Source organism: Roseibium sediminis, assembly GCF_008711325.1.
Classification (GTDB): Bacteria; Pseudomonadota; Alphaproteobacteria; order Rhizobiales; family Stappiaceae; genus Roseibium; species Roseibium sediminis.
The window spans coordinates 133,131-159,076 of record NZ_VXDB01000009.1 but is presented as its reverse complement, the minus strand read 5'-3'; the positions used below and the strand labels follow the sequence as shown (position 1 = coordinate 159,076).

Genomic DNA, 25,946 nt, shown 5'->3' with positions numbered 1-25,946 from the left:
GCTGAGGGGCATGAGTTTGTCATCAACTTCAGGGCAGCTTTTTCAATTGCCGCCCCACAAACCTCTGCGCCAAAGGCCGTCACTTCACTCAGACGGTTTGGTATTCGCTATAACCAATCCCGGTAATACCGGCCGCCGTCATTGCGTCCTTAAAACTCTCTGAAACAAAAATGGTTCGGTTGGTCAGTCTGCTATCCACCCAAACGTGAGCTCCGTTGGACTGTGAAGTATTCACTACGAACTTGCCATTCGAAGCTAAATTCCAAATCTTGATGCGATCATTAAAGGAATATGTTGTGTGTTCGCGGTCCATTGCATCCCGGCGATTGCAGACATTAAACCAGAAATAGGTGGCCACAGGACTGCCGTCTTGCCAGATCAGTTCAACAGGCTGGAACTGATGAACGTCAGGCTCAAGCACCTCAATCGCATCCCGCAACTTTTCGCTGACTAGAAAATGCCCCGTTGCTTTTAGAAGGTCAGGAAGCGGAAACTTGTGCGCGCCCCCCAACCGGACACGTTTAGGTAATCCTGACATATCTACGGGCAAACCTTGATATTGTGCATCTTGCTGTATCAGACCGCCATCGCTTGCGAAGGCAGCCTTGACACTCGGATCAAACTCTACCCCAACTGGAAAGGCGCTTTTGAAATCTCCATCCAAAACTTCGTCAGCAAATGTTTCTTCACCCAACGTTGGATCGCCGATCCTATCATAGAAAATTCCATAAACTGCCACGTGCTTCTTGCTTTCTGGAACAAAATCAAAAATGTTAAATCAAACAAGCAAGAAGAATCCCGCCCCTTGCCTGCGACATAGTTATTTGCCAGAGGCAGTTAAAACAAATTTCAATTTACCAAACCCTAAAGATTGCAAGTTTTGACAGTAGGCAGCTACGTCACCCCACAAATGCCCGTGTCAATGCGCTGTCCGGATCAGCCAGTCCGTCGATAACATTGAAATGGTGCTTTCCGGGATCATAGACAGCGGAAATGGTTGCGCCTTTTCGTGACCAGCGTTCTTCCAGAAGCCGGTTCTGGCGCAAGAATTCGGGGCGCTCCTGTGCGCCTACCCAGCAGATGGTTTCAACACCCGCAACCGGATCAAGGAGCGCGGCGCTTTCAGCGCGCGCTTCATCACCATCAAGGCGCAGATCCTTGTTCATGTCGGTGAATTGCAGCGGCTCCAGATGATGCAGACCGCTGATGGACACGACACGCTTCAGCCGCTGCAAGACATCCGGCGAAAGCGGTGGCGTTGACGACGCCATGCGGCTGACCAGATGACCGCCGGCAGAATGGCCGGATATGTGAATTGATCCCTTGACGAGGCTGGCAGCTTTTTCAATTGCCGCCCCGATCTGGCTGGTCATGTCGGAAATGCGTGCCTCGGGCGCCAACACATATGAAGGCAAGGCAACCGCCCACCCGTGAGCCAATGCGCCCGTTGCCAGATGCGACCACCAGGATTTGTCAAATTTCAGCCAGTAACCGCCATGGACGAACACGGCGAGACCCTTCGGATCACCCTGCGGATAAAAGAGATCCAGCCGATTGCGTGCATGAAGACCATAGGAAACATCCAGTTCCTTTTGCGGATGCGCCATTCGGAAAGCCTCGGCCAGAGCGGCCCAGCGATCCGGGTACGCCATGGCATTTTCGATATAGGCGCCATTGGCGAAGGCATCTTCCCAGTCAATTCCGGTCGCGTCGGTCATGGTTCCTCCCTCACGCTTTGCACAGGGATAGGAGATTATGCGCGCAGTTGCGATATTTCAATCTTGAAACATTTAAATATGAAATATACACTGATCATGGTCTCAAGGGAAAATCGACCAAGAGGAGAACGGACCATGCGCATTGCCTGTTTGGGTGGAGGCCCTGCCGGTCTCTATTTTGCAATTTCCATGAAGCTGCGCGATCCGAACCACGAGATTGTCGTGATCGAGCGCAACCGGGCCAATGACACATTTGGCTGGGGGGTTGTCCTCTCCGACGACGCCTTGGAAAACCTGCAGAAAAACGATCCGAAAAGCGCCGAGGCCATTCGCAGCCATTTCGCCTATTGGGACGATATCGCGGTGGTGCATAACGGCGTGCGCACGGTTTCCGGCGGGCATGGCTTTGCCGGCATCGGCCGCAAGCAGATGCTGATTCTCCTGCAGGAACGCGCCCGCGAACTGGGTGTCGACCTGCGCTTCGAGACAGAATTTGAAGACGTGGAAGCCTACCGCGCCGACTACGATCTCGTGATTGCCTGCGATGGCATCAACTCGCGTGTTCGCTCGCACTACGCGGAGCATTTCAAGCCGGAAGTCGATGTGCGCAAGTGCAAGTTCGTCTGGCTCGGCACGCACCAGAAATTCGACGACGCCTTCACCTTCATCTTTGAAAAGACCGAGCACGGCTGGATCTGGGCGCATGTCTACCAGTTCGACGCCGATACGGCGACGTTCATCGTGGAATGCTCTCAGGAAACCTGGGACAAGGTCGGCTTTGAGACCATGTCCAAGGAAGAGACCATCGCCACCTGCGAAAAGGTCTTTGCCAACCACCTTGGTGGCCATGCGCTGATGTCCAACGCCGCGCATCTTCGCGGCTCTGCTGTATGGATGAACTTTCCGCGTGTTCTCTGCCAGCGCTGGTATCACGAGAATGTCGTGCTGCTGGGGGATGCGTCGGCGACCGCGCATTTTTCCATCGGCTCAGGCTCGCGTCTCGCCTTCGACAGCGCCATCGCCCTTGCCGATTACCTTCATTCCGAAGCGACGCTGGAAGCTGCCTTCGAGCGCTATCAGGAAGAGCGGCGTCTGGAAGTGCTGCGTCTGCAATCAGCGGCTCGCAACTCTCTGGAGTGGTTTGAGGAAGTCGAGCGTTATCTCGATCTCGATCCGGTGCAATTCAACTATTCGCTGCTCACCCGCTCGCAGCGCATCAGTCACGAAAACCTGCGCCTGCGCGATCCCATCTGGCTGTCTTCGGCAGAAAAGTGGTTTCAGGAAACGGCGGGAGCACCGACCAACGGGCCAACCAGAGCGCCGATGTTCGCCCCCTTCAAGCTGCGTGACATGGAGCTGAAGAACCGCATTGTGGTCTCTCCCATGGCCCAGTACAAGGCGGTCGACGGGTGCCCGACGGACTGGCATTTGATCCACTACGGCGAACGGGCAAAGGGCGGTGCGGGTCTCGTCTATACGGAAATGACCTGCGTTTCGCCAACCGGTCGCATCACGCCGGGCTGTCCGGGGCTTTATGCTACTGAACACGAGGCCGCGTGGAAACGCCTGACAGATTTCGTCCATGCGGAAACCGATGCGCGGATCTGCTGCCAGATCGGCCATTCCGGTCGCAAGGGCTCCACCAATATCGGCTGGGAAGGCATGGACAAACCCCTGGCCGACGGAAACTGGGATCTCGTCTCCGCCTCGCCGATTGCGTGGTCTTCCGACAATGCCGTGCCGCACGAACTTTCAAGAGCCGAGATGGATACAATCAAGGCGCAGTTCGTGGCATCTGCCGAAATGGCCGACCGCGCCGGTTTCGACATGATCGAGCTGCACGCAGCCCATGGCTACCTGATTTCCTCCTTTATCACGCCGGTTTCCAACACCCGTAACGACGAATACGGCGGATCGCTCGAAAACCGCATGCGCTATCCGCTGGAAGTGTTCGAGGCCATGCGGGCCGCCTGGCCGTCACACAAGCCGATGTCGGTCCGCATCTCGGCCAATGACTGGGTTGGCGACGAGGGTGTAACCCCGGATGAAGCGGTTCGAATTGCGGAACTTTTCGAGGCTGCCGGGGCAGACATCATCGACGTGTCAGCGGGTCAGACGACGATCAAGGCGAAGCCCGTCTATGGCCGCATGTTCCAGACGCCGTTCTCCGATCGCATTCGCAACGAAGCCCGGATCAAGACAATGGCCGTCGGCAACATCTATGAGGCAGACCACGCCAACTCGATCCTGATGGCTGGCCGTGCGGACCTTGTGTGCGTGGGCCGCCCTCACCTTGCAAATCCCTATTGGACCATGCACGAGGGAGCCAAGATCGGAGATCGTCACGAAAGCTGGCCGCTGCCCTACATGGCAGGTCGGGATCAGGCATGGCGCCTTGCTGACCGCGAAGCCGAAACGGTGGTGAAGGTCTGATGGTCGCCGACAAGCACGTTGTCATTTCCGGAGGAGGATCAGGTGTTGGCGCCGAGATCGCGCGCGAGTTCGCGCAATCCGGCGCACGTGTCACCATTCTCGGCCGCAATGAGACCCGACTGAAGGCGCAAGGCCTGCCCTATGAAACCTGCGACGTGACGGATGCCACGCAGGTGGAACAGGCACTGCAAAGAGCCCGCGAAAAACGCGGCCCCGTTCACATTGCCATCGCCAATGCCGGGGCTGCAGAGAGCGTTCCCTTCGCAAAGATGACGGCAGATGATCTGAACTCCATGCTGTCGGTCAATCTTGTCGGCGTGTTCACGCTGTGGAAAGCCGCGCTGGCAGACATGAAGCAAAATGGCTGGGGCCGCCTCATCGCTGTCGCGTCCACGGCGGGCCTGAAGGGCTATCCTTATGTCTCCGGATATGTGGCTGCAAAGCATGGCGTCGTCGGTCTCACCCGCGCACTGGCGCTGGAACTCGGCACCAGCGGCATTACCGCCAACGCCATATGCCCCGGCTTCATCGAAACACCGATGCTGGAGCGGTCGGTTCAAAACATCGTTTCTAAAACCGGAATGAGCCCTGAATACGCGGAAGCTGCCTTGAAGAAGAACAACCCGCAGAACCGGTTCATCCAGACCGACGAAGTTGCCGGAACAGCCTTGTGGCTTTGTTCGGACGCAGCCCGCTCGGTCAACGGCCACACCCTTTCCCTGTCCGGAGGAGAGATTTGATCATGGACAAGCCGACTTCGGAAAAAGACGCGCTCTCCAAAACCCGCTTGCGCCTGTGGCTGAAGCTGCTCAAGGCCAGCAGCCGGATTGAAGACGAATTGCGGCGCAAGCTGCGGGAGGAGTTCAGCTCTACCCTGCCCCGCTTCGACGTGATGTCCTCGCTCTATCGCTATCCGGACGGCCTCAAGATGAGCGAGATTTCGGAGCTGTTGCGCGTATCGAACGGCAATATCACCGGCATCGTCGACCGGCTGGCGCAGGAAGGTCTCGCCGAGCGCACCGCTGTTCCCGGCGACCGTCGTGCTTCGCTGGTCAAGCTGACGGACAATGGTCGCACCACCTTTGCCGAACATGCGGCCGCTCACGAATCCTGGATTGACTCGCTGCTGGCAGACCTGACCGAGGACGACACGCTCGGCATGATCAAGCGGCTCGATACACTCACCGAAAAGCTTGAGGGCAAACGGGGATGACCATGCGTTCTGATGTAAAGCATTTCAATTGCGAGATTTCCGGCGGCATTGCGAGGATTTCCCTCAACCGCCCCGAGCGGAAAAACCCGCTGACTTTCGACAGCTATGCGGAGCTGCGCGACTGGTTTCGCGACCTGCACTATGCCGATGACGTAAAGGTCGTGGTGTTCGGCCCCAACGGCGGCAACTTCTGCTCCGGCGGAGATGTGCACGATATTATCGGGCCGCTGGTGAAGATGAACACCAAGGAACTTCTTCGCTTCACGCGCATGACCGGCGACTTGGTGAAAGCCATGATCAATTGCGGCAAGCCGATCATCGCCGCCGTCGAGGGTGTGTGTGCCGGTGCCGGTGCGATCATTGCCATGGCCTCGGACCTGCGCATCGCCGCGCCCGATGCCAAGGTGGCGTTCCTGTTCAATCGCGTCGGCCTTGCCGGCTGCGACATGGGAGCCTGTGCCATCCTCCCGCGTATCATCGGTCAGGGCCGCGCTGCCGAACTGCTTTATCTGGGCCGGTCCATGTCCGCCACGGAAGGCTTGAACTGGGGCTTTTTCAACCGGATGGTGGAAGCCGGCGAACTGGAAGGCGTTGCCACAGAACTTGCACTTCGCATTTCCGAAGGCCCGGCCTTTGCCAACATGATGACCAAGACCATGCTCAATCAGGAATGGTCAATGTCGCTTGAACAGGCGATTGAGGCCGAAGCACAGGCGCAGGCCATCTGCATGCAGACAGAGGACTTCAACAGGGCATACGAAGCCTTTGTCGCCAAGCAGAAACCGGTTTTCGAGGGCAACTGATGGCTGACAGAAGCTTTCTCGACTGGCCGTTCTTCGAAGACCGTCACCGCCGGCTTCAGGAAGATCTCGACGCCTGGGCAACGGAAAATCTTGCGTCTGTTGATCATTCAAACACGGATGAAGCCTGCAAGACGCTCGTCGCCATGCTTGGTCGCGCAGGTTTCCTGACCCATTCGGGCGTGGAGCCGACCAGCTCCTTCCCACTGGATGTCCGATCCCTGTGCCTGATCCGCGAAACACTGGCTCGCCACGATGGTCTTGCCGACTTCGCCTTTGCCATGCAGGGGCTCGGAACAGGGGCCATTTCACTCTTCGGTTCCGTGTCCCAAAAAGCCGACTGGCTTCCCCTCACCCGCAATGGCAAGGCGATCTCCGCCTTTGCCCTGACCGAACCCCAGTCCGGATCGGATGTCGCCAACTCGACCATGACAGCGACCGCTGACGGCGCGCATTTCGTCCTGAACGGCGAAAAGACATGGATTTCAAATGGCGGGATTGCCGACGTTTATACGGTCTTTGCACGTACCGGCGAAGAACCCGGCGCGCGCGGCCTGTCCGCCTTCATCGTTCCAGCTAACACGCCGGGGCTGGAGGTTGTGGAGCGGCTGGAAACAATCGCCCCGCATCCGCTGGCAACCTTGCGCTTCAGCGATTGCCGGATACCGGCCTCATCCTTGATTGGAAGGCGCGGCGCGGGCTTCAAGATAGCAATGTCCGTTTTGGACGTCTTTCGCTCAACCGTGGCAGCTGCTGCCCTCGGCTTTGCGAGACGGGCTCTTGATGAGGCGTTGCTCCGGGTAACAACCCGGCAAATCCGCGAAAAGCCGCTTTATAACCTGCAGATGGTTCAAGGCCATATTGCAGACATGGCGCTCGACATCGATGCCGCGGCCCTGCTCGTCTATCGCGCAGCCTGGACCAAGGACAGCGGAGCGCCGCGGGTCTCGCGGGAAGCGGCCATGGCCAAGCTCTTTGCGACCGAGCAGGCCCAGATCGTCATCGACAAGGCGGTCCAGCTGCATGGCGGCGACGGCGTGCGCTCCGGCGTAACAGTTGAAAAGCTCTACCGCGAAATCCGTGCCCTTCGCATCTACGAGGGTGCCACGGACGTTCAGAAAGTCGTCATAGCAAGGCAGACGCTCAACGCGTTTGAGGGAGAATGAGCATGCTCAAGCCATCAGCCCATACCGATACATTTGCCCGCGACAACCTTCCGCCATTCGACACCTGGCCGGAGTTGCGACTCGACGGCTTTGACTATCCCGACACGCTGAATGCCGCGGTCGAACTGACCGACACCATGGTCGAAAAGGGCTTTGGCGACCACACCGCCCTGATCGGCAATGGCCGTCGTCGAACCTACAAGGAACTGGCTGACTGGACGAACCGTCTCGCCCATGCGCTGGTGGAAGATCTCGTCATCAAGCCGGGAAACCGGATCCTGATCCGGTCCGCGAACAATCCTGCCATGGTCGCCTGCTGGCTTGCCGCAACGAAGGCCGGAGCTGTGGTCGTCAACACCATGCCGATGCTTCGCGCTGCCGAGCTGAAGAAGTATGTCGAAAAAGCCGAAATCACACATGCACTGTGCGACACGCGGCTGATGGACGAAATGGCCGCCTGCGCCAAGGACAGCCCCTTCCTGAATACGGTCGTCGGCTTTGACGGCACGTCCAATCATGATGCTGAGCTTGATCGCCTCGCCCTCGAAAAGCCGGTTCGTTTCGATGCCGTCCAGACGTCTCAGGACGATGTTGCGCTTCTGGGCTTCACGTCCGGTTCCACCGGTATCCCGAAGGCAACGATGCATTTTCACCGTGATCTTCTGATTATTGCGGACGGTTATGCACGGGAAGTCCTTTCGGTTCAGCCGGATGACGTCTTTGTCGGGTCCCCGCCGCTTGCCTTCACTTTCGGACTGGGCGGGCTGGCGATCTTTCCGCTTCGCTTCGGGGCGGCCGCCACCTTGCTGGAACAGGCAACGCCGCCGAACATGATCGAGATCATTCAGAAGTACAAGGCAACCGTCTGCTTTACCGCCCCGACCGCCTATCGCGCGATGATGAAGGCGATGGACGAAGGCGCGGATCTTTCCTCCCTGCGTGCAGCCGTGTCTGCGGGCGAAACCCTTCCTGCCCCGGTCTATGACGAGTGGATGCAAAAGACCGGCAAACCCATGCTGGACGGCATCGGCGCCACCGAACTCCTGCACATCTTCATTTCCAACCGGTTCAGCGACCACCGCCCGGCTTGCACCGGTAAACCCGTGTCAGGCTATGAGGCCAAGGTCATCGGGCTGGATGGCGAGGATCTTGCCGACGGCGAAATCGGTCGTCTTGCCGTTCGTGGCCCGACCGGATGTCGATACCTGCGCGGCGAGCGCCAGAGCGAGTATGTCCAGAACGGCTGGAACATCACGGGCGATACATTCGTACGCGATGAAAACGGCTACTTCCATTTTGCCGCCCGCAACGACGACATGATCATTTCGGCCGGTTACAACATCGCCGGACCTGAAGTGGAAGCGGCCCTGTTGTCTCACGACGCTGTGGCTGAATGTGCCGTCATTGGCGTTGCAGATGAAAATCGCGGCTCGATCGTTCAGGCGCATGTCGTGCTGATGGCAGGTGTCGAGGCAAGCGATGCCTTGGTCAAGGCTCTGCAGGACCATGTGAAGGCAACGATTGCTCCCTACAAATATCCGCGCTCGGTCATCTTCACCGACACACTTCCCAAAACAGCCACGGGCAAGATCCAGCGCTTCCGCCTGAAGGACCAAAATTGATGAGTTCGTCTGCTTACGATCCCGGCGAAGCCGGAGCGAAGATGGATTTCAAGGACGCCATGTCCTATGGCGACTATCTGCATCTGGACCCGGTCACCTCGGCGCAGCATCCCCTTTCCGATGCGCATGACGAGATGCTGTTCATCATCCAGCACCAGACCAGTGAGCTCTGGATGAAACTCGCCATCCACGAGCTTGCCAGCGCCCGCGAGAAAATGAATGCAGGCAAGATGCCTTCGACATTCAAGATGCTGACCCGCGTTTCGCGCATCTTTGATCAGCTGAATGGAGCTTGGGACGTTCTTCGGACCATGACGCCGAGCGAATATACCGAATTCCGCCATGCCCTTGGCCCTTCTTCCGGGTTCCAGTCGTGGCAATACCGGATGATCGAATTCGTGCTCGGCAATCGAAATCCGAACATGCTCAAGCCACATGCGCATCACCCGGAAATCCTTGGCAAGCTGGAAGCAGAACTTGCACGCCCGAGTTTCTACGATGATGCGGTGACGTTGCTCTTCAAGACACTGGATGGACCGGATGCCACACCGCCCGCTCCCCAGTTGACCCAACCGCATGAGGCAAATGACGAAATCCGCAAGCGTTGGAAGATCGTCTACGAGAATGTCGCGGACTATTGGGAGCTGTATGAACTTGCGGAAAAGCTGGTCGATCTGGAGGACTATTTCCGTCGCTGGCGTTTCAACCACGTCACGACAGTCGAGCGCGTCATCGGCTTCAAGCGCGGCACCGGCGGGACGCCCGGTGTGAGCTATCTGAAAAAAATGCTGGACGTCCAGCTCTTCCCCGAACTCTGGCATGTACGTGGAGACCTGTAAGCCATGAACGCCCCAATCGCTCAGGCGCGACTACTGCCGCGCAAGGATCGCTTCGAGCTCCCGGACGGGATTCTCTATCTCGACGGCAATTCGCTCGGTGTGCTGCCCAAAGGGGCCGCCGAGCGCGCTGCCAGAACAATCACCTCCGAATGGGGGCAGGATCTGATCAAGGCCTGGAACACGGCAAACTGGATGCACCTGCCGAAAACCGTGGGCGATCGGATCGCGCCTCTGATCGGCGCAGCACAAGGCACGGTCGCGACCGGTGATACGCTGTCGATCAAGGTCTATCAGGCCGTTGCCGCAGCCCTTCAAATGCGCCCGGACCGGAAGGTGGTTCTCTCCGACAACGGCAATTTCCCGACCGATCTCTATATGGCCAAAGGCCTGATCGACACGATCGGCAAGAACCACGAGTTGAAAGTCGTGGATCCGGAATCCGTCGTGGACGCCATCGACGAGAGCATTGCCGTGGTCATGCTGACCCAGGTCGACTATCGCACCGGACGCATGCACGACATGAAAGCCATCACTGACAAGGCTCATGCAGCTGGCGCAGTCATGATCTGGGATCTCGCCCACTCGGCAGGTGCGGTTCCGGTTGACCTGACCGGATGCAACACCGAGTTTGCGGTTGGCTGCACCTACAAATATCTGAATGGCGGCCCCGGCGCGCCAGCCTTCATCTATGCCCGCCCGGATATTGTCGAAACAATCCAGCCTGCCCTTGCCGGTTGGCTCGGTCACGATGCGCCCTTTGCGATGGAGCTGGGTTACCGCCCCGCAATGAGCACGGAGCGACTTCGCATCGGCACACCGGCGATTGTTCAGCTGTCCATTCTGGACGAAGCCCTGAACGCCTTTGAAGGCGTCACGATGGAGGATATCCGAAAGGCCTCCATCGTTCTGTCGGAGCGTTTCATTGCTGAAGTCGAACGCCGCTGCCCGATGCTGGAACTGGCATCCCCACGGGACCCGCAAGCGCGTGGCTCTCAGGTCTCCTTCCGTTTCGAGAAGGGTTATGAGGCGATGCAGGCCCTGATTGAGCGCGGCGTGATCGGTGACTTCCGTGCGCCGAACATCATGCGTTTCGGCTTCACGCCGCTTTATCTCGATGAGGCAGACGTTTTCGCCGCAGCCGAGATTCTGGAAGACATCATGTCGACCGGAGCGTGGAAGGACCCGAAATACGCCGTACGCTCCCGCGTCACCTGAGCCCGCCGAATTTTCAAGGCACGTGTTTTGCTGAAAAAACGAAAGAAACCGCATGTCTCATAAAGTCATTCAGCCCGAAGGCTGGGCCCCTGCCAAAGGCTATGCCAACGGCATGCTCACACCAGACGGAACGCTCTATATCGGCGGACAGATCGGCTGGACAGCCGAGCAGAAATTCGAAAGCCATGATTTCATCGGCCAGATGGAACAGGCACTTGCCAATATTGTTGCCATCGTGGAAGCAGCAGGCGGCAAGCCGAGTGACGTGGTTCGCCTGACATGGTTCGTGACGGACAAGAAAACCTATGTCAGCCACCAGCGGGACGTCGGCAAGGCCTACCAGAAGTATTTCGGAAAACACTTCCCCGCCATGTCAATGCTCGTCGTCTCGGAACTGGTCGAAGACGAAGCTCTCGTGGAAATCGAGGCAACGGCTGTCATTTCCCGCTGAAAAAGCCTCACCTGTTGTTTCAATAGGTCGTGACTATCGGAGGATCATGGGGTAGCAATCTTCCCAAAGGTAATACTAGGCTGTGTGGACGGATTGGAGACGTATTTCGTGGATCAAACGGCAAAGGCTGGTGGAAAGGAGACTTTGAACGTATTGAACATACGTTCAAAGGCGCGTTTCCTTCAGATTGTAGCCGTTTGATCCACCCAAAGGGCCGGGCCTGCACTGCCCAATGCCAACGCAAATCTGGCTCAACGATGTACCACATCGCCTTCGCCAGTTTCGCCTTGTCTTGGACACTGCATTTCCCGGCGAAATGCATCTCCAATCCGTCCACACAGCCTAGGGATAGAGGTTCCCCATGATTTTGCGCAGTGTTTTTGCTTTTTGTTTTTCGCTGGCAGTGCTTCAGGCAGGCACTGCAAGTGCCAAATGCGGCAACGATGCCAAGGGCTTTGAAGCCTGGAAAGCCGACTTCACCCAAAATGCATCGAAATACGGACTGAGTTCTGGTCTGGTGTCGTCCACTTTGAAGGGCGTTTCCTACGACCAGAAGGTGATCCGGCTGGACCGGAACCAGAAATCCTTCAAGCTGTCGTTCGAGCAGTTCTACGCCAAGCGTGTGAACAACGCGATGATCAACAAGGCGAAACGCCTTGAACAGCAATATGCGCGCCTGTTCAACAAGCTAGAAAAGAAATACGGCGTTCCCGCACCGATCCTCTTGTCCATCTGGGGACTAGAAACAAACTTTGGCGGCTATGTCGGCAACATGTCGATCATCCGCTCACTGTCCACGCTGGCCTATGATTGCCGCCGGTCGGACTTTTTCACCAATGAGCTGGTCAATGCCCTCCAGATCATCAAGCGCCGCGACATGGCTCCGGAGCAAATGCGCGGAGCCTGGGCTGGCGAGATCGGTCAGACACAGTTTCTGGCCTCATCCTATATGAAATACGCTGTCGATTATGACCGCGATGGTCGCCGCGACCTCATCCGCTCGGTGCCTGACGTTCTTGCTTCGACCGCCAACTATCTGAAGCAAAAAGGCTGGCGGGCCGGTCAGCCTTGGGGTCCGGGCACTGCCAATTACGGCGTTCTGCGGCAATGGAACAAGGCCAGCGTCTACGTTCAGACCATTTCCGTGATGGCTGACAAGATCTCCGCCAAGTGATTTTCGCTTGTCGCACCTGAGATTTCGGCAGACCGCGTTGTCTGCCGGAACCTCCGCGACCAAGGTCGCAGACCGTATTGAACAGCTTTTGCCTCTGCAGGCCTTGCAACCTGCCCTCGCTTTCTCCCAACATGCAGCGTCTAATTATAGTGACCGGGTGACCTCACTATTTGCGGTGACGGCTCGGCTGTAAAAAAGTTTTGGGAGGTTTCATGTCCGTTTTCAATCGCCGCCAGGCCCTTGGCCTTATGGGCGGAGCTGCTGCTCTTGCCACGCTGCCAATGCCGGCCATTGCGCAGAACCGGAAGGTCGTTCTCGGAGCGCTGCGCTTTACCAGTCACGCAGGCAGCTTTGTTGCCTATGAGCGCGGCTACTTTGCCGAAGCCGGTCTCGATGTTGAGCTGAAATTCTTTCAGGCTGCCCAGCCGATGGCCGTCGCGATTGCCTCCGGCGACGTTGATTTTGGTGTGACTGCCATTTCCGGTGGCCTGATCTCCCTTGCCCAAAAGGGTGCAGTCAAGGTAATCGGCGGCGGCCTCTCCGAGGAAGCCGGCATCGATGGCCAGAAGATCCTCGTCTCCGATGCAGCCTTTCAGGCCGGTGTGACGTCTCCTGCCGCCCTGAACGGCAAGACCTTCGGCATGACAACGGCCGGGTCTTCCTTCCATTACATGGGCTCCAAAATCGCTGCAAAGGAAGGGATCGAGCTGAAGTTCAAGCCGCTGCAGAAAGTCGGCGCGGTTATCGGTGCCTTGAAGTCGGGCCAGATCGACGCCTGGTCGATTGTACCGCACATTGCCAAGCCACTGGCAGGATCCGGCGCCGTTCACATCATCGGCAATGTGGCCGACTATGTTCCGGATTATCAGGTGACAACGCTCTTCACTTCGGAGAAAAACGCTGGCAACGAGCGGGATCTCACCAAGAGCTTCCTGTCCGCCTATTCCAAGGGTGCCGCCGACTACAACGCAGCCATGATTGCCCAGACCGGCGGCGACGAAGCCTTGAACGCGATGGTCGACCTGCTGCACAAGCATGTCTACAACGATCAGCCTCGCGAAAAGGCCGCGCCGTCCATCGTCAACGGAACGATGCGCCTCAATGAAGGAGCAGCACTGAACCTCGCCTCGGTGAAGGACCAGCTGGAGTGGTTCCAGGCGGAAGACCTAGTCAGCAAGGACATCACCCTGGAGACGCTCGTTGATGGCAGCTACGTGGAAACGCGCGGCTAACCTCATCGGTTGGAACATGACAGGGCGGGAGCAACATCCCGCCCGGAACGGGATCCTGACATGGAAATCCGCCTTGACGCGGTCGGCCATCGCTATGATGCGGTGGAGGTTCTGCGCGACATTTCGCTCACAATTCCAGCCGGCAAGATCACCTGCATCATCGGCCCCTCGGGATGCGGGAAATCCACTCTGCTGCGCTTTATCGGCGGATTGGAACAGCCGACCCTTGGCAATGTGTTTCAGGTTGGCGAACAGCCGGACGGTTGCCTCAACGCCCTCACCTACATCTTTCAGGACTTCGCCCTTCTGCCATGGAGAACGGTGGCCGGGAACATTTCGCTGGTGCTTGAAGATCACGGTCTACCGAAAGACCGGATCGACAGCGTCATCACCGACGTTCTCGCCCGCACCAACCTGAGCGACTTCGCAAACGCCCTGCCCAAGCAGCTTTCCGGCGGCATGAAGCAACGGGTAGCCATTGCCCGTGCCCTTGCCGTCAATCCTGCCGTGCTGTTGATGGATGAACCGCTGTCAGCACTCGACAGTCAGACCCGTGATCTTTTGATGGAAGACCTAGTCTCCTTGTGGAGCCGCACGCCATTCACCGCCGTTTATGTGACCCACAATCTTCAGGAAGCCGTTCGACTGGGACACCAGATCGTTGTTCTGTCCCGCCGTCCCGGTCGCATTCATGAGGTGGTGACGATAGACGCGCCTCTGGATCAAAGGCGCACAGCAGACCCTGACCTTCAGCAGAAGCATGATCATTTGTGGCACTTGATGCGCGACGAAGCCCGCGCAGCAGATGCGGAGCTTGTCCATGGCGCTTGAGACGTCCGCACATGATAACGACACACCTGCCCGGCCCGTGCCTTATCGGGGGGGCGGATTTCGGCCAAGACATAAACGAGGCGTCGGGCTGATTGTCTTTGCTATACTGATCGCCATTGCTGAACTTGGAACCCGGCAAGGCTGGATTTCGGCGCTCACATTGCCCAAGCCAAGTGATGTCTTCTGGACGCTGGTGGAGTTCTGGCAATCCGGTCGGCTGACACAGAACCTTTTTCCCTCGCTCACCCGGCTTGTCGTTGGTGCATTCCTTGGAACCCTCGCAGGGATTGGAACAGGCCTGATGATCGGGCTGTTCTCTGCTGCCCGCGCAGGCTTTGTGCCACTCGTCGCAGCGATCTTTCCCATTCCAAAGATCGCGCTTTTGCCGCTGTTCGTGATCTGGTTCGGCATTGATGAAGGGTCCAAATACGCATTGATCGCCTTTGGCACGTTCACCCCGACGGTTGTTGCCACCTACGGTGCGGTCGACAATGTGGACCGCACCTTGATCCGAATGGGGCAAAGCTTCGGCCTGTCGTGGATGTCCATCGTCCGCAAGATCGTGCTTCCAGGAGCCATGCCGGGCATCCTGTCGGGGCTTCGGATCAGCCTCGCAATCGCAATCATTCTGCTTGTGGCTGCCGAAATGCTGGGCGCGGAATATGGCATTGGCGCCTATATCCTTCAGGCCGGTTCGCTCTATGATCTCGACCGCCTCTTTGCCGGGGTCGTAATCCTCTCCCTCCTCGGTGTTGTGGTGAGTTTCGGGGTTGGCAAACTTGAAACGCGGCTTCTGCGCTGGCGGGTCTGACGCCCCTTCTCTCCTTACGTCACTCGCCACCTGTTTTCACCCACCTAAAGAATTGACTGACCGTTCGGTCTATGCAAATAATCGTCAAAACAAACGGGTTGGCTTCATGCTGGCCCGCAGCCAGCCGGGAGACTTTCATGAGCGCTTCAAACACCGTCCTGACGGAGCTTGACGGAGGCGTCCTCACCATCACCCTCAACCGCCCGGACAAGCTGAATTCTTTCAATGACGAGATGCATCTTGCGCTGCGCGCGGCTTTTGAACGTGCCCGCGATGACAACGCTGTACGCTCGGTTCTTCTGACCGGCGCTGGCCGCGCCTTTTGCGCAGGTCAGGACCTTGGCGACCGCGACCCTCGCAAGGGTGGCGCACCTGATCTCGGCCATACGCTCGACACCTTCTATAATCCAACCGTTCGCCTGATCCGCTCCATTGAGAAGCCGATTGTCTGCGCGGTCAATGGTGTTGCAGCCGGTGCTGGAGCCAACGTGGCCTTCGCCTGCGACATGGTGTTTGCCGCCAAGTCTGCCCGCTTCATTCAGGCCTTTTGCAAGCTTGGCCTTGTGCCGGACGCAGGCGGCAGCTGGCACCTTGCCCGTCTGATTGGTGAGGCCCGTGCCAAGGCCCTTGCCCTGACCGGCGAGCCCGTTTTTGCAGAGCAGGCCGAAAACTGGGGCCTGATCTGGAAAGCTGTCGAGGATGACGGCTTGATGGAGGCAGCTCGCGGCCAGGCTGCGAAGTTTGCGGTCGGCCCGACCAAGGGTTACGGCCTGACAAAGCGGGCCATCCAGAAAGCCGCCAACCAGACGCTTGACCAACAGCTGGATCTGGAGCGCGATCTGCAGCGCGAGGCCGGATACAGCGCGGACTATGCCGAAGGCGTAACCGCGTTCCTGGAAAAGCGCGCACCGGAGTTTTCAGGCAAATGAGCGAAACCGGTTTGAAGGCATCGGAGCTTTCCCCGCAACAGCTGGCCGAAGCCTGTGCTGCGGCCATGTGGTCCACCGACCATGCGTCACAGAACCTTGGCATGAAGATCGAGCAGGTCTCTCCGGGGCACGCGGTCCTGTCCATGGAACTCACTCAAATCATGGCCAACGGGCACGGCAACTGCCACGGCGGTTATCTGTTCACGCTTGGCGACAGTGCCTTTGCCTTTGCCTGTAACACCTACAACCAGCTGACCGTCGCCCAGCATTGCTCGGTGACCTATCTGAGGCCGGGCCGTATCGGCGACCGGCTGACCGCCACAGCGAAGGAAGTGACCCGTCAGGGCCGCTCCGGCATCTACGACATTTCGATCACCAATCAGTCCGGCGAGTTGATCGCCGAATTCCGCGGACATTCTCGCACGGTCAAGGGAACCCACCTGCCCGAGTAAGTCCCGGATCCGAAATCCAAGTCTTTGGGAGGAGACGTATGAAAGATCTTTCACCGCGCCAGGGCGATCTGGAGCCGATTGAAACCGCCTCGCGCGATGAAATAGCGACCCTGCAGCAAGAGCGCATGGCATGGTCGTTGCGCCATGCCTACGAGAACTCACCTTTCTACAAGAAGCGGTTTGACGAGCACGGCTGTCACCCGGACGACTTCAAGACCCTTGCCGATCTGGCGAAATTCCCTTTCACAGTGAAGACAGATCTCCGCGATACATACCCCTTTGGAATGTTTGCAGCTCCGCAGGACAAGATCGCTCGCATCCACGCGTCTTCCGGCACAACCGGAAAGCCGACGGTTGTCGGCTACACCCAAAAGGACATCGAAACATGGGCGGACCTTGTCGCCCGCTCCATCCGCGCTTCCGGTGGTCGGGCTGGTGACATCGTGCACATCGCCTATGGCTATGGCCTTTTCACCGGCGGCCTCGGCGCACATTATGGTGCAGAGCGACTCGGCTGCACCGTCGTTCCTGTTTCCGGCGGCATGACCGAACGTCAGGTGACCCTGATCACGGATTTCAAACCAAAGATCATCATGGTCACGCCGTCCTACATGCTGTCCATTCTGGACGAGTTCCACCGTCAGGGCATCGACCCGCGCGAAAGCTCGCTGCAAGTTGGCATTTTCGGGGCTGAACCCTGGACCAACTCCATGCGCCGGGAAATCGAACAAGCCTTCGACATGCACGCCGTAGACATCTATGGGCTCTCGGAAATCATGGGCCCCGGTGTTGCCAATGAATGTGTGGAAACCAAGGATGGGCTGCATATCTGGGAAGACCATTTCTATCCGGAAGTGATCAATCCTGAGACCGGTGAAGTGCTGCCTGACGGTGAAATTGGCGAGCTGGTCTTTACGACCCTGACCAAGGAAGGCCTGCCGATGGTCCGCTACCGGACCCGCGATCTTACCCGCCTTCTGCCCGGCACGGCCCGTTCCATGCGCCGGATGGAAAAGGTCACAGGTCGGTCCGACGACATGATCATCTTGCGCGGTGTCAATGTTTTCCCGACCCAGATCGAAGAGCAGATCCTGAAATGCGCCGGACTTGCCCCGCACTTCCAGATCGAACTCACCCGCGAGGGCCGCATGGACACCATGACGGTTCTTGTCGAGGCGACCGAGGCGAGGTCCTCGTCCGAGGCCCGCGCCGCGTCAGCCAAGGAGCTTTCCCATCACATCAAGAGCGTGGTTGGCGTTTCCACGAAAATTGATGTAAGGGAGCCCGGCAAAGTTGCCCGCTCGGAAGGCAAGGCAAAGCGTGTGGTCGACAATCGACCGAAGGAGGCGTGATCGAGGCTAATGCATGCAATTAGCTAGCGATCACAAGATACTGTAACAGAAGAGATAAAGATGGCTCGCACCCGCGCCGATGATTTTGAGGACAAACAACGGCATATCCTGATCCAGGCTGCATCCGTCTTTGCGGAACAGGGCATGGAAAAGGCGTCCATGTCCGCAATCGCCACGGCGTCGGGGGTCTCCAAGTCGCTTCTCTACCACTACTACCCGAACAAGGACGCCTTGATCTTCGAGATCATTCGCAGCCATCTGGAAGACCTTGACCGGGATATTGAAAAAGCTGATCAGCCGGATCTCGACACCGAAAATCGGCTGAAGCACCTCGTTCGCGCGGTTCTGGAAAACTACAAGGACGCCGACGACCTGCACAAGGTGCAGTTGAACGCTGGCCCGCTCCTCAGCGACGAGCAGAAAAGCGAGATCACGGCACTGGAACGCCGGATCGTCCGCCGCTTTTCGACTATCCTGAAAGAGATCAATCCGAACCTCGAAAACCCGGAAAAGCCTCTCCTGATGCCCGTCACCATGAGCCTTTTCGGCATGATGAACTGGGTCTACATGTGGTTCCGCGACGGCGGCCCGGTCACCCGCGAAAACTACGCCGACCTCGCCACCCAACTCATTCTGGAAGGTGCAAAGTCGGTGAAGTGAGAGGGTTGGTGGTACAAGTTTTCAAACATTGTACCTAGCTTTAGCAAAACCCTCTATCAATTCTGGCAACTGAGCCATTTCTTCAATAACCAAAGTCGCATTGCCCACTCTTGTCTCAGAGGTCGGACAAAAGTGAACCGCTGTCATTCCGGCTGCAAGCGCAGCTTCGATACCAACGGCGCTGTCTTCGACCACAACGCAGTTGTTCGGGCTAAAACCCATAGCGGCGGCGGCATGGAGGAACAGGCCTGGTTCAGGTTTCCAACTTTTGATTTCGTAAGAACTAAAAACGTTTGAACCAAAGAAGGTCGCCAACCCGCTTATTCTCATCGCCAACTCTATCTTCGATCGAGGTCCACTAGACGCAACGCATTTTGGTCTATCCAGACGTTCGAGAGTTTTACGAACGCCGCGCACTGGCTTGAGATCGGTTCCAAAAAGCTCCGCAACCCTGTGCCTATAGACCCGCTCAAAGTCTTCCCCAAGTGGTCGGCCTATCCGCTCCTCAAGATCTCGAAAAATGCAAGATAGCTTTCTCCCTCTGTATTCTCGCAATAATATTTCCGCAGAAACAGTCAAGTCAGGTAGCAGGTCGACGAATGCCTGATTACAGAGCAGCTCGCTATCAACAAGCGTTCCATCAAGATCAAAAATTACGCAAATATCATCCATACTTTGGCTTTGCCCGGTCATTGCCAATCATTGCATTCTTCAAATGGAGAGTTAAACTTTCAAAACGGTCAATAGTCATCCCCGACTTGATCGGGGATCCATTGCCACCATCCGGCTGGCAGAGCCGTTTGTTGGGCGAACAGGTTCGCAAAGCAGCAGAACATAAACGTCTCTGGAATTCATTGGATCCCCGATCAAGTCGGGGATGACAATCGTGCGAGATGCAAAATTTGGCACAGCTCGAACGATGGTTGGCCGGGCGACAATCCGTCCGCTCGCGCTGCCCCGGACACCGATCCGGGGCCTTGTATGCAAAAGGTCCCGGCGCGGGGCCGGGACGGCAGCTTCTCAAAAATCGCGCTAACCTTACTCAGCGGCCTGTGCAACTTGCGGCCAGGTCTTGGCAACCATGGTGAGGACATCGTATTGCGCGACGACTTCATCGTTCTGGTTGGTGACGCAGCAATCCCAGCGGACTTCGCCGTAATCGGCGGTGATGCGCGGGTTGATTTCCTTGGCGGTCAGCTGAACTTTCAGTTCGTCACCCGGATTGACCGGTGTGAGGAAACGCAGGTTGTCGACGCCGTAATTGGCAAGGACAGGCCCCGGAGCCGGATCAACAAAGAGACCGGCAGCAAAGGACACGATCAGATAGCCATGCGCGACACGGCCTTCGAAGAACGGATTGGCACGGGCGCTTTCCTCGTCCATGTGGGCATAGAATGTGTCGCCGGTGAAGGTCGCAAAATGCTCGATATCGGCAAGCGTCACTTCTCGCGACTTGGTGATCAGCTGGTCGCCAATATTGAGTTCTGCCAGTGACTTGCGGAACGGATGCACCGGCGTAGTGAGGCCATTTGCGCCAGCAATCCAGCGACCTGTGACCGCAGAAAGAAGACGTGGTGTGCCCTGAACGGCGGTGCGCTGCATGTAGTGCTTAACCCCACGCATACCGCCCATTTCCTCGCCGCCGCCAGCACGGCCCGGACCGCCATGAACCAGCATCGGCAGCGGAGAGCCATGACCTGTGGAGGTCTTGGCGCTGTCGCGGTTGCCGATCAACACACGGCCATGAAGCGGTGCCATGCCGATGACCACCTCCTCCGCGACCTTTGGATCATTGGTGAAGACAGAGGCGACCAGCGATCCCTTGCCGCGCTTTGCCAGCTCAACAGCCTCTTCGATATCCTGGTAAGGCATGACGGTGGCCACGGGACCAAAGGCTTCCACATCGTGGATGGCGGTGCCATCCAGCGGCTTGGCGCAATGGAGCAGGACGGGGTTGATGAAGGCACCCTTGTCTGCGTCTCCGGAGGCGACGGAGACTTCGTCCGGGTTCCCGGCAACGATTTCAGCTTCAGCACTTAGTTCCTTGATCCGGGCACGAACTTCATCGCGCTGATCAAGCGAGGCAAGCGGCCCCATGCGGGTGTCTTCCGAGGACGGATCGCCGACTACCGTCTTGCCGAGACGTGCAGACAGGGCCTCGATCAGGGCATCGGTGTGGGCACGCGGCGCGATAACGCGGCGGATAGCCGTACACTTCTGGCCCGCCTTCGTGGTCATCTCCCGTGCGACTTCCTTCACGAAAAGATCGAATTCCGGTGTTCCCGGAGCTGCATCCGTGCCAAGAACGGAAGAATTCAGGCTGTCGGCTTCCATGGTGAAACGAACAGATTCCGAGACGACCTTCGGATGACCGCGCAGCATCTGGCCCGTGGAGGCAGAGCCCGTGAACGTCAGAACGTCCTGACCGGTCAGATGATCCAGCATGTCGCCCGCAGAGCCGGAAACCAGCTGCAGGGCACCTTCCGGCAAGATGCCGGTCTCCAGAATGCGGCGGACAACCAGTTCCGTCAGATAAGCCGTCTGGCTGGCCGGTTTCACAAGGCACGGCATCCCGGCGATCAGCGTTGGTGCGATCTTTTCCAGCATGCCCCAGACCGGAAAGTTGAAGGCGTTGATGTGAACGGCAACGCCTTCCATTGGCGTGAAAATATGCTGTGCGGAGAAGGTGTTGTCGCGGGACAGAACCTCGACGTCCCCATCTGTCAGGATGCGCGTGTTCGGCAGCTCCCGTCGCGCCTTGGAGGAATAGGCAAAGAGAGTACCGATGCCACCCTCAATGTCGATCCAGCCATCGGTCCGGGTCGCCCCGGTCAGGAAGCTCTCGGCATAGAACTCTTCCTTTTGATCCATCAAGGCCTGTGCCAGCGCCTTCAGCATGGCCGCCCGCTCATGGAAGGAATATTTGCGCAGGTTCCTGCCGCCGACCTTCCGGCCCCAATCAAGCGCAGCGCCATAATCAAGACCTGAGGCATCGATCAGCGCGACAGTCTGGCCGGTTGCCGCATTGAGCAGCGGCTTGCCGTCCCGCTGACCCGCAGTCCAATGGCCAGAGACAAAGCTTTCGAGGCGGCGCGGCGTTTGGGCCGATAAAGTCATGCTGAAATATCCTTGCTTGTTCTTGGCCCGCTGCAAACCCTCCTGCACCGGGCATCTGTCCTGAAACAGGTTAGTGGTCGTAGGAGACGACGACCTTGTCGGTGATTGGCGTGGACTGGCAGGACAGGACGTAACCCTGTCGCACTTCGTAGTCCTCCAGCGCGTGGTTCACCGCCATCTCGACTTCACCTTCAATCACCTTGCAGCGGCAGGTGGAGCATACGCCCGCCTTGCAGGAATAAGGCACGTCGATCTTGTTGGCATGCGCCGCATCGACAAGGCTCATGTCTCCCTTATCCATCGTGATCGTGCGCGTTGCGCCATCAAGCGTGATGGAGACCTCCGCCTGTCCGACGGCCGTGTCTGCTTCCTTGCTGACTGCGCGGGTCTTTGCCCTGCCCGGCTGGCTGGAAGCAAACAGCTCGAACTTGATCTGGTCAGCTGAAAGACCGTGTTCTTTCAAGCTATCGGAAATCGTGTGCATCAGCTCTTCCGGACCGCAGATGAAGGCCATGTCGATGGACGACGGATCTATCCACATCTTGAACAGCTGGCGCAGCTTCTCTGCATCGATCCGGCCCGTGAAGAGATCAATGTCCTGCGCTTCCTTGCCAAGGATATGCAGGACCGAGAACCTGCCAAGATACTGGTTCTTCAGATCTTCCAACTCTTCCCGGAACATGATCGTGTTGATCTGCCGGTTGGCATAGACCAGCGTGAAGCGGGAACCGGGTTCGCGTGCCAGCGTCGTCTTGATGATCGAGAGGATCGGCGTGATACCCGATCCTGCTGCAAAGCCGACATAGTGTCGCTCGGTCGCGGAATCGAGGTCAGTATGAAAGCGTCCCATTGGCGACATGGCTTCCAGAACATCGCCGGGAGCAAGGTTCTCATTGGCCCAGGTCGAAAAGGCACCGCCGTCAACGCGCTTGATGCCAACCCTCAGGATGCCGTCATCCTTGCCGGCGCAAATGGAATAGGACCGACGCAGTTCCTCGCCGTCAAACTCGCGCCGAAAGGTCAGGTACTGGCCCTGAACGAAGTCGAAGGCGCCCTTGTCCTCGTCACGTGGCTTCAACGTCACGACAACAGCGTCCCGCGTGTCGTGTTTTACGTCAGTTACTTCAAGCGGATGAAAACGTGCCATGCCAGATCACTCCGGTGCATCAGATGCATTTGAAATAGTCAAAGGGTTCAAGGCAGCTTTTGCAGCGATAGGCCGCCTTGCAGGGAGTGGAGCCGAACTGGCTCACCTTCTCCGTCTCATGTGATCCGCAGCGGGGGCACTCAATCACCAGATTGCCCTGCCCCAGAAGGCGAGCAGCAAGCGCGACGGTCTTGCCGTCCGCAGCTGTTCCGTCGACAGGCGGGGCAATGCCATAGGCCTTCAGTTTTTCCCGCCCTTCAGCGCTGATCCAGTCTGTGGTCCAGGCTGGAGAGAGCTGACGTTCCAGCCGAATGTGTTCCACGCCGTGGCCCCGCAAGGCCGACTCGATTTCCAGATTGATCAGCGTGGTTGCCGGGCAGCCGGAATAGGTCGGCGTGACAGTCACCACCAACGTCTCCCGATCCCACGCAACATCGCGTATGATCCCGAGATCGGTCAGCGAAATCACCGGAATTTCCGGATCAGGCACCTCGCCAAGCCAATCCCAGACTGTATCGAGCGCGACCTGCATCCCCGCCTACCAGGTTGCGCCCGGATAGGCGCGCTGCAGGAACTGCATTTCCGCCAGAATGAAACCCAGATGCTCCGTGTGGATGCCGCGCTTGCCGCCCTTGTGAACATAGCCTTCACCGGGCACGTTCAGGGTGGCAGCCCGCAGAACCTCGTCCACTGTCTGCCGCCAAGCCGCCTTCAGGTCTGCAGGATCGGGGCCAATACCGGCATCGGCAACTGCCTTGTCGATATCGTCGCTGACGAAGAATTCGCCCACATAGGGCCACAGATCGTCGAGCGCCGTCTGCATGCGGCTGTGGCTCTCCTCGGTTCCATCGCCAAGACGGATAACCAGGTCAGCTGACCGCTCCAGATGATAGGCAACTTCCTTGATCGCCTTGCCCGCGATTTCGGCAACGCGCGGATCGCCGGAAGTCTGCAGGGACTTCAAAAGCTCAAGATGGAAGGCATCGAACAGGAACTGGCGCATCAAGGTCTGGCCAAAGTCGCCATTCGGGCGCTCCAGCAGCAAAACGTTGCGGAACCTCGATGCATCACGCAAATACGCCAGATTGTCTGCCGTGCGGCCCTTGCCCTCGACTTCGCCGGCAAGACCGAGCCACAGCTGCGTCTGACCGATCAGATCAAGCGCGGTATTCGCCATGGCAATGTCTTCCTCCAGCACCGGAGAATGACCGCACCATTCAGACAGGCGATGGCCGAGGATCAGCGTGTTGTCACCGAGCCTCATCAGCCAGTCGGCATAAACCGCCGGATCAAGTGTGGTGGAGGCCGCTGTCATTACATGTGCCCCACTTCTTCGGGAATATCGAAGAAGGTCGGATGCCGATAGACCTTGGAATTGGACGGCTCAAACAGCGGCCCCTTGTCCGACGGACTGGAAGCAGTGATGTTGTTGGCTTCCACCACCCAGATCGACACGCCTTCATTGCGACGGGTGTAGACGTCGCGGGCATTCTTGATCGCCATTTCCGCATCCGGTGCATGCAGGCTGCCCACGTGACGGTGGTTCAGCCCATGCTGTCCGCGGATGAAAACTTCCCAAAGGGGCCATTCTTTTTTCATCGGTTCTCTCCCAAAGTCACCGCCGCCGGGCCTTTTGCACAGTGTGTTGTTATCGTTGTGTCGATGGGGCCCGGCGTCAGTGGTCCTATTCCGCGGCCAGCTTTGCTGCGGATTGTTTCTCTGCATGGGCCATCAGCCCGTCCCGGAACCATGCCCCATCGTCCCACGCCTTCACGCGGGCACCGAGCCGTTCCTTGTTGCACGGGCCATTGCCCTTGATCACTTCGAAAAACTCGGTCCAGTCCGGCTCGGAGAAGTCGTAACCGCCCTTCTCCTCATTCCATTTCAGGTTTTCATCCGGAATGGTCAGACCAAGATATTTGGCCTGTGGCACAGTCTGGTCGACGAATTTCTGGCGCAGCTCGTCATTGGTATTGATCTTGATCTTCCAAGCCATGGACTGGGCAGAATGCACAGAGTCTTTGTCTGACGGGCCGAACATCATCAATGACGGATACCAGAAGCGGTTCAGGGCATCCTGAGCCATTTCCTTCTGCGCTTCCGTACCGAAGGCCATCTTCATCATGATGTCGTAGCCTTGGCGCTGGTGGAAGCTTTCTTCCTTGCAGATGCGGATCATCGCGCGGCTGTATGGGCCATAGGATGTCCGCTGCAGCGGCACCTGGTTCATGATCGCCGCACCATCAACCAGCCAGCCAACCGCACCGATATCGGCCCAGTTCAGCGTCGGATAGTTGAAGATGGAAGAGTATTTCATGTCGCCGGAATGAAGCTTGTCGAGAAGCTCGTCGCGGCTGACGCCGAGGGTCTCGGCAGCACAATAGAGATAGAGGCCATGCCCGGCCTCATCCTGAACCTTTGCCAGCAAGATAGCCTTGCGCTCAAGCGTCGGGGCGCGCGTGATCCAATTGCCTTCCGGCAGCTGACCTACAATTTCGGAATGGGCGTGCTGACCGATCTGACGAATGAGGTTCTTGCGATACCCGTCCGGCATCCACTCCTTCGGCTCGATCTTTTCGCCGCGGTTGATGCGCTCCTGAAAGGCGCGCTCCTCGGGGCTCATATCCTCAAGGGACTGAACACCCTTGCCGGTAGATGTCACCATCTGTGCGTACATTCGCGATCCTCCTCAGCCGTCCGGCCCTCAATCGCCCCAAGTGCACCACAGGTGCGCCCGAGATCAAAAACCTTTCGGTCGCGAATGAGAAACGCTCCGTGCTTTCG

Annotated in this window: 26 protein-coding genes; 17 read left to right on the top strand and 9 right to left on the bottom strand. The window is 57.9% G+C overall.

Translation table 11 applies throughout. The annotated features are described in order from the left end of the window. Positions 1 to 88: 88 nt before the first annotated feature. Positions 89 to 739, bottom strand: coding sequence for an imm11 family protein (locus F0155_RS11205; RefSeq protein ID WP_150524601.1), 651 nt, complete (start codon positions 737 to 739; stop codon positions 89 to 91). A 160-nt stretch (positions 740 to 899) separates the two neighbouring features. Then, positions 900 to 1,718 (bottom strand): alpha/beta hydrolase, encoded by an 819-nt coding sequence (locus F0155_RS11200; RefSeq protein ID WP_150524600.1) that lies wholly within the window; start codon positions 1,716 to 1,718, stop codon positions 900 to 902. Positions 1,719 to 1,853: 135 nt separating this feature from the next. On the opposite strand from F0155_RS11200, the gene F0155_RS11195 reads away from it, so the two are divergent. The 17 genes from F0155_RS11195 to F0155_RS11115 all read left to right on the top strand — a co-directional run bounded on the left by F0155_RS11195 (position 1,854) and on the right by F0155_RS11115 (position 18,898). Further along, positions 1,854 to 4,151 carry a bifunctional salicylyl-CoA 5-hydroxylase/oxidoreductase gene (locus F0155_RS11195; protein ID WP_150524599.1) on the top strand — a complete coding sequence of 766 codons (2,298 nt, stop codon included), beginning with the start codon at positions 1,854 to 1,856 and terminating at the stop codon, positions 4,149 to 4,151. After that, positions 4,151 to 4,891 carry an SDR family NAD(P)-dependent oxidoreductase gene (locus tag F0155_RS11190; RefSeq protein ID WP_150524598.1) on the top strand — a complete coding sequence of 247 codons (741 nt, stop codon included), beginning with the start codon at positions 4,151 to 4,153 and terminating at the stop codon, positions 4,889 to 4,891. Before F0155_RS11195 ends, F0155_RS11190 begins: the two co-directional genes overlap by 1 nt. A 2-nt stretch (positions 4,892 to 4,893) precedes the next feature. Next, positions 4,894 to 5,364, top strand: a complete 471-nt coding sequence (locus F0155_RS11185) for a MarR family winged helix-turn-helix transcriptional regulator (RefSeq protein WP_150524597.1) — start codon at positions 4,894 to 4,896, stop codon at positions 5,362 to 5,364. A gap of 2 nt (positions 5,365 to 5,366) precedes the next feature. Beyond that, complete coding sequence (locus F0155_RS11180; RefSeq protein ID WP_425299920.1) at positions 5,367 to 6,167, top strand: enoyl-CoA hydratase family protein; 801 nt, start codon at positions 5,367 to 5,369, stop codon at positions 6,165 to 6,167. After that, positions 6,167 to 7,330 (top strand): acyl-CoA dehydrogenase family protein, encoded by a 1,164-nt coding sequence (locus F0155_RS11175; RefSeq protein WP_150524595.1) that lies wholly within the window; start codon positions 6,167 to 6,169, stop codon positions 7,328 to 7,330. Before F0155_RS11180 ends, F0155_RS11175 begins: the two co-directional genes overlap by 1 nt. Before the next feature lie 2 nt (positions 7,331 to 7,332). Continuing rightward, entirely contained in the window at positions 7,333 to 8,952 is a 1,620-nt protein-coding gene (locus F0155_RS11170) for an AMP-binding protein (protein WP_150524594.1), read from the top strand. After that, positions 8,952 to 9,791 carry a tryptophan 2,3-dioxygenase gene (kynA, locus tag F0155_RS11165; protein WP_150524593.1) on the top strand — a complete coding sequence of 280 codons (840 nt, stop codon included), beginning with the start codon at positions 8,952 to 8,954 and terminating at the stop codon, positions 9,789 to 9,791. The genes F0155_RS11170 and kynA overlap by 1 nt, the downstream gene beginning before the upstream one ends. Positions 9,792 to 9,794: 3 nt before the next feature. After that, entirely contained in the window at positions 9,795 to 11,006 is a 1,212-nt protein-coding gene (gene kynU, locus F0155_RS11160) for a kynureninase (RefSeq protein WP_150524592.1), read from the top strand. 52 nt (positions 11,007 to 11,058) lie between these two features. After that, entirely contained in the window at positions 11,059 to 11,457 is a 399-nt protein-coding gene (locus F0155_RS11155) for a RidA family protein (protein ID WP_150524591.1), read from the top strand. Between the two features lie 361 nt (positions 11,458 to 11,818). Further along, complete coding sequence (locus F0155_RS11150; protein ID WP_150524590.1) at positions 11,819 to 12,631, top strand: lytic murein transglycosylase; 813 nt, start codon at positions 11,819 to 11,821, stop codon at positions 12,629 to 12,631. A gap of 212 nt (positions 12,632 to 12,843) precedes the next feature. Further along, positions 12,844 to 13,863: an ABC transporter substrate-binding protein gene (locus tag F0155_RS11145; RefSeq protein ID WP_150524589.1), complete on the top strand. Its 1,020-nt coding sequence runs from the start codon at positions 12,844 to 12,846 to the stop codon at positions 13,861 to 13,863. 60 nt (positions 13,864 to 13,923) lie between these two features. Continuing rightward, a complete protein-coding gene (locus F0155_RS11140; RefSeq protein ID WP_150524588.1) occupies positions 13,924 to 14,694 on the top strand; it encodes an ABC transporter ATP-binding protein in 771 nt (256 codons plus the stop codon). Further along, a complete protein-coding gene (locus F0155_RS11135; protein WP_208999232.1) occupies positions 14,684 to 15,505 on the top strand; it encodes an ABC transporter permease in 822 nt (273 codons plus the stop codon). The genes F0155_RS11140 and F0155_RS11135 overlap by 11 nt, the downstream gene beginning before the upstream one ends. 137 nt (positions 15,506 to 15,642) lie before the next feature. Beyond that, positions 15,643 to 16,434: a 2-(1,2-epoxy-1,2-dihydrophenyl)acetyl-CoA isomerase PaaG gene (paaG, locus tag F0155_RS11130; protein ID WP_150524586.1), complete on the top strand. Its 792-nt coding sequence runs from the start codon at positions 15,643 to 15,645 to the stop codon at positions 16,432 to 16,434. Continuing rightward, positions 16,431 to 16,886, top strand: a complete 456-nt coding sequence (gene paaI, locus F0155_RS11125; RefSeq protein WP_150524585.1) for a hydroxyphenylacetyl-CoA thioesterase PaaI — start codon at positions 16,431 to 16,433, stop codon at positions 16,884 to 16,886. The genes paaG and paaI overlap by 4 nt, the downstream gene beginning before the upstream one ends. A 38-nt stretch (positions 16,887 to 16,924) precedes the next feature. After that, positions 16,925 to 18,238, top strand: coding sequence for a phenylacetate--CoA ligase PaaK (gene paaK / locus F0155_RS11120; protein ID WP_150524584.1), 1,314 nt, complete (start codon positions 16,925 to 16,927; stop codon positions 18,236 to 18,238). Between the two features lie 60 nt (positions 18,239 to 18,298). Further along, positions 18,299 to 18,898 (top strand): TetR/AcrR family transcriptional regulator, encoded by a 600-nt coding sequence (locus tag F0155_RS11115; RefSeq protein ID WP_150524583.1) that lies wholly within the window; start codon positions 18,299 to 18,301, stop codon positions 18,896 to 18,898. Between the two features lie 21 nt (positions 18,899 to 18,919). Here F0155_RS11115 and F0155_RS11110 read toward each other — a convergent pair whose 3' ends face one another. The 7 genes from F0155_RS11110 to paaA form a co-directional block, all read right to left on the bottom strand. After that, complete coding sequence (locus F0155_RS11110; protein WP_204934435.1) at positions 18,920 to 19,591, bottom strand: HAD-IA family hydrolase; 672 nt, start codon at positions 19,589 to 19,591, stop codon at positions 18,920 to 18,922. A gap of 345 nt (positions 19,592 to 19,936) precedes the next feature. Next, positions 19,937 to 22,015, bottom strand: coding sequence for a phenylacetic acid degradation bifunctional protein PaaZ (gene paaZ / locus F0155_RS11105; RefSeq protein ID WP_150524582.1), 2,079 nt, complete (start codon positions 22,013 to 22,015; stop codon positions 19,937 to 19,939). Between the two features lie 70 nt (positions 22,016 to 22,085). Beyond that, a complete protein-coding gene (gene paaE / locus F0155_RS11100; protein ID WP_150524581.1) occupies positions 22,086 to 23,162 on the bottom strand; it encodes a 1,2-phenylacetyl-CoA epoxidase subunit PaaE in 1,077 nt (358 codons plus the stop codon). Between the two features lie 19 nt (positions 23,163 to 23,181). Then, positions 23,182 to 23,694: a 1,2-phenylacetyl-CoA epoxidase subunit PaaD gene (paaD, locus tag F0155_RS11095; protein ID WP_150524580.1), complete on the bottom strand. Its 513-nt coding sequence runs from the start codon at positions 23,692 to 23,694 to the stop codon at positions 23,182 to 23,184. A 6-nt stretch (positions 23,695 to 23,700) separates the two neighbouring features. Beyond that, entirely contained in the window at positions 23,701 to 24,477 is a 777-nt protein-coding gene (gene paaC / locus F0155_RS11090; RefSeq protein ID WP_150524579.1) for a 1,2-phenylacetyl-CoA epoxidase subunit PaaC, read from the bottom strand. Beyond that, positions 24,477 to 24,761: a 1,2-phenylacetyl-CoA epoxidase subunit PaaB gene (gene paaB / locus F0155_RS11085; protein WP_009760030.1), complete on the bottom strand. Its 285-nt coding sequence runs from the start codon at positions 24,759 to 24,761 to the stop codon at positions 24,477 to 24,479. Before paaB ends, paaC begins: the two co-directional genes overlap by 1 nt. Before the next feature lie 85 nt (positions 24,762 to 24,846). Continuing rightward, positions 24,847 to 25,839 (bottom strand): 1,2-phenylacetyl-CoA epoxidase subunit PaaA, encoded by a 993-nt coding sequence (gene paaA / locus F0155_RS11080; protein ID WP_150524578.1) that lies wholly within the window; start codon positions 25,837 to 25,839, stop codon positions 24,847 to 24,849. Positions 25,840 to 25,946: the final 107 nt, after the last annotated feature.

Coding starts and splice junctions, on each gene's coding strand:
- F0155_RS11200 (WP_150524600.1), bottom strand. CDS start 1,718: ATGACCGACGCGACCGGAATTGACTGGGAAGATGCCTTCGCCAATGGC.
- F0155_RS11195 (WP_150524599.1), top strand. CDS start 1,854: ATGCGCATTGCCTGTTTGGGTGGAGGCCCTGCCGGTCTCTATTTTGCA.
- F0155_RS11190 (WP_150524598.1), top strand. CDS start 4,151: ATGGTCGCCGACAAGCACGTTGTCATTTCCGGAGGAGGATCAGGTGTT.
- F0155_RS11185 (WP_150524597.1), top strand. CDS start 4,894: ATGGACAAGCCGACTTCGGAAAAAGACGCGCTCTCCAAAACCCGCTTG.
- F0155_RS11180 (WP_425299920.1), top strand. CDS start 5,367: ATGCGTTCTGATGTAAAGCATTTCAATTGCGAGATTTCCGGCGGCATT.
- F0155_RS11175 (WP_150524595.1), top strand. CDS start 6,167: ATGGCTGACAGAAGCTTTCTCGACTGGCCGTTCTTCGAAGACCGTCAC.
- F0155_RS11170 (WP_150524594.1), top strand. CDS start 7,333: ATGCTCAAGCCATCAGCCCATACCGATACATTTGCCCGCGACAACCTT.
- kynA (WP_150524593.1), top strand. CDS start 8,952: ATGAGTTCGTCTGCTTACGATCCCGGCGAAGCCGGAGCGAAGATGGAT.
- kynU (WP_150524592.1), top strand. CDS start 9,795: ATGAACGCCCCAATCGCTCAGGCGCGACTACTGCCGCGCAAGGATCGC.
- F0155_RS11155 (WP_150524591.1), top strand. CDS start 11,059: ATGTCTCATAAAGTCATTCAGCCCGAAGGCTGGGCCCCTGCCAAAGGC.
- F0155_RS11150 (WP_150524590.1), top strand. CDS start 11,819: ATGATTTTGCGCAGTGTTTTTGCTTTTTGTTTTTCGCTGGCAGTGCTT.
- F0155_RS11145 (WP_150524589.1), top strand. CDS start 12,844: ATGTCCGTTTTCAATCGCCGCCAGGCCCTTGGCCTTATGGGCGGAGCT.
- F0155_RS11140 (WP_150524588.1), top strand. CDS start 13,924: ATGGAAATCCGCCTTGACGCGGTCGGCCATCGCTATGATGCGGTGGAG.
- F0155_RS11135 (WP_208999232.1), top strand. CDS start 14,684: ATGGCGCTTGAGACGTCCGCACATGATAACGACACACCTGCCCGGCCC.
- paaG (WP_150524586.1), top strand. CDS start 15,643: ATGAGCGCTTCAAACACCGTCCTGACGGAGCTTGACGGAGGCGTCCTC.
- paaI (WP_150524585.1), top strand. CDS start 16,431: ATGAGCGAAACCGGTTTGAAGGCATCGGAGCTTTCCCCGCAACAGCTG.
- paaK (WP_150524584.1), top strand. CDS start 16,925: ATGAAAGATCTTTCACCGCGCCAGGGCGATCTGGAGCCGATTGAAACC.
- F0155_RS11115 (WP_150524583.1), top strand. CDS start 18,299: ATGGCTCGCACCCGCGCCGATGATTTTGAGGACAAACAACGGCATATC.
- F0155_RS11110 (WP_204934435.1), bottom strand. CDS start 19,591: ATGACCGGGCAAAGCCAAAGTATGGATGATATTTGCGTAATTTTTGAT.
- paaZ (WP_150524582.1), bottom strand. CDS start 22,015: ATGACTTTATCGGCCCAAACGCCGCGCCGCCTCGAAAGCTTTGTCTCT.
- paaE (WP_150524581.1), bottom strand. CDS start 23,162: ATGGCACGTTTTCATCCGCTTGAAGTAACTGACGTAAAACACGACACG.
- paaD (WP_150524580.1), bottom strand. CDS start 23,694: ATGCAGGTCGCGCTCGATACAGTCTGGGATTGGCTTGGCGAGGTGCCT.
- paaC (WP_150524579.1), bottom strand. CDS start 24,477: ATGACAGCGGCCTCCACCACACTTGATCCGGCGGTTTATGCCGACTGG.
- paaB (WP_009760030.1), bottom strand. CDS start 24,761: ATGAAAAAAGAATGGCCCCTTTGGGAAGTTTTCATCCGCGGACAGCAT.
- paaA (WP_150524578.1), bottom strand. CDS start 25,839: ATGTACGCACAGATGGTGACATCTACCGGCAAGGGTGTTCAGTCCCTT.